Origin of the sequence: Streptomyces sp. NPDC050625 (genome assembly GCF_040654755.1) — a bacterium.
Classification (GTDB): Bacteria; Actinomycetota; Actinomycetes; order Streptomycetales; family Streptomycetaceae; genus Streptomyces.
The window spans coordinates 1-1,986 of record NZ_JBFAIQ010000113.1 but is presented as its reverse complement, the minus strand read 5'-3'; the positions used below and the strand labels follow the sequence as shown (position 1 = coordinate 1,986).

General features: G+C 69.5%; 1 protein-coding gene. It reads right to left on the bottom strand.

The window, feature by feature from the left end; genetic code table 11:
* Positions 1–57: 57 nt before the first annotated feature.
* On the bottom strand, positions 58–1,878 hold the full coding sequence (locus AB0I54_RS48110) for an IS481 family transposase (protein WP_363302748.1): 1,821 nt from the start codon (positions 1,876–1,878) through the stop codon (positions 58–60).
* Between the last annotated feature and the right edge of the window lie 108 nt (positions 1,879–1,986).

Here is a 1,986-nt window from a genome sequence, read left to right as displayed (position 1 = left end):
TGTCGGATCCCAGCTGATGCTTGACGTTCCGGTCCCAGGTGATGCTTGACGGTGGGCCTAGACAACATACGGAGCCCCGTGGGGCTTGTTCGCTTTCACGTTACGGACCGGGACGTCGGTCGTGCGCCGGATCACCCGGACCTGGCCGTCCAGCTCGACGGTGATCGTCGAGTCCGACACATGCACGGTCACGGTCTGCCCTGCGTACGGGCGGCCGAGGGACACGACCTGCCGGCAGACCATGACCGTGCCCACCGCGCTGACCCGCCGCTGCACACGCACCGGCTCGACGCCCGGACGCGGCGGCGGTCCAGCCGGACGCAGGCCCCGCAGCCTGCGGACTTCCTCGCCGGTCAGCGGGTTGGGCCGCACCCGCAGCAGTTCCCGCGAAGATGGATCGAAGAAGGACAGCGTCTCGTCGTCGATACGGATACCCACCTGGCGGCCGCCGAGGATCTCCGCTGCCAGAACCTGGTGCCCGCCCAGGCCCACCAGACCACTGTTGTTCACGACCCGGTCCACCTCGAACGCGGCCCCGTCGCCGGCCGGAAGCGGGGCCGGTCCAGCCGCACGTCCGCCCCTGGCGGCCAGCCGCCCCAGATCCGCCACCGACAAGTGCGACCGCACGGTCTTGATCCGTGCTCCCGCGATCAGCAGATGGATCACCGAAGTGTCGGCCCAGAAGGTCACCGTCAGTCCTGAGCGGGCCGGTCCGAGCCAGAACTGCTTGCCCGCGACCTGCAGATTCCCACTCGCAGGCACCACCCGCTCGAACTCCACCGGCCCACCGGGCTCCACCGGCACCACTGCCGTGACCAGCCCAGGCGGGTTGGCCGGCACGGGCGACACTCCGGCCGGATCCGGCTCCGCAGGAGGTGTCCGCTGCTGCGGCACCAGCGCAAGCACTCCGGGCACCCTCAGGCCCAGTACGTCCCGCTCCTGCTCGGGAACCGGGTTGAACCGGTCGCCCGGAGACTGCATGTCCAGCGCCTGATGCGGACGCATGGAGTTGTACTCCTGCACCCACGCATCCAGTGCCGCCTGAGCCGCCCCGATGCTCTCGAACACGCCGCAGTCGTCGAGGAGTTCACGCCGCAGCGTCTGATGGAACCGCTCGACCTTGCCCGTCGTGGTCGGCGACGCCGGCTGGGTGAGACGGTGCGCGATCCCGTTCTCCCGGCAGATCCGGTCGAACAGCACCTCACCGCCCTGCCCGAACCGGTCGGTGAACTGCTTTCCGTTGTCGGTCAGCACCTCCTCCGGCACCCCGAACGTCTGCAAGGCCCGGGCGAAGGCCGCGCAGACCGCCCGTCCGGTCGCCCGCTCGACCACCGACGCGATCACGCAGTACCGGGAATGGTCATCCACCCCGGTCACGACCTTGGCCTCGGTCAACTCCCCGGTCACCGGGTTGACCAGCATCACGCCGCCGACGATGTCCATCTGCCACAGCTGCATCGGCCGATCCCGCTGCCAGCGCTTGTAATCCGACCGCTTCCGGCGCCGAGCCCCAGGTTCCACCAGGCCGTGCCGGACCAGGATCCGATACACGGTCATCCGCGACGGCACCGGGCTCACCGTCCCGGACCGCTCCAGCACATGAGCGATCCGCCGCGGACCCCAGCGAGGATGCTTGCGCCGCAGCTCGCACACGGCCGCCTCCACCTCGGCAGAGGCCTGATGCGGACACGACGCCGGCCTGCGTGAACGGTCCGCCAGCCCCGCCAGACCGGAGGCCTCATACCGGGACTTCCACCCGCTGACCGTCTGCCGCGACACCCCCAACGACGCGGCGACCTCCGTCACGGTCGCACCCGCCAGCACCGCCAGGACAGCCCGATATCTCTGCTCGACAACCGACAACTCCACCAGCGCCAACCCCGGCCTCCCCACACACGCCGCAACGACGCGCACAGAAAAGCCGATCACGGCCACTGTCAACCATCAGCTGGGACCGAACTGTCAAGCATCACCCGGGATCGGACA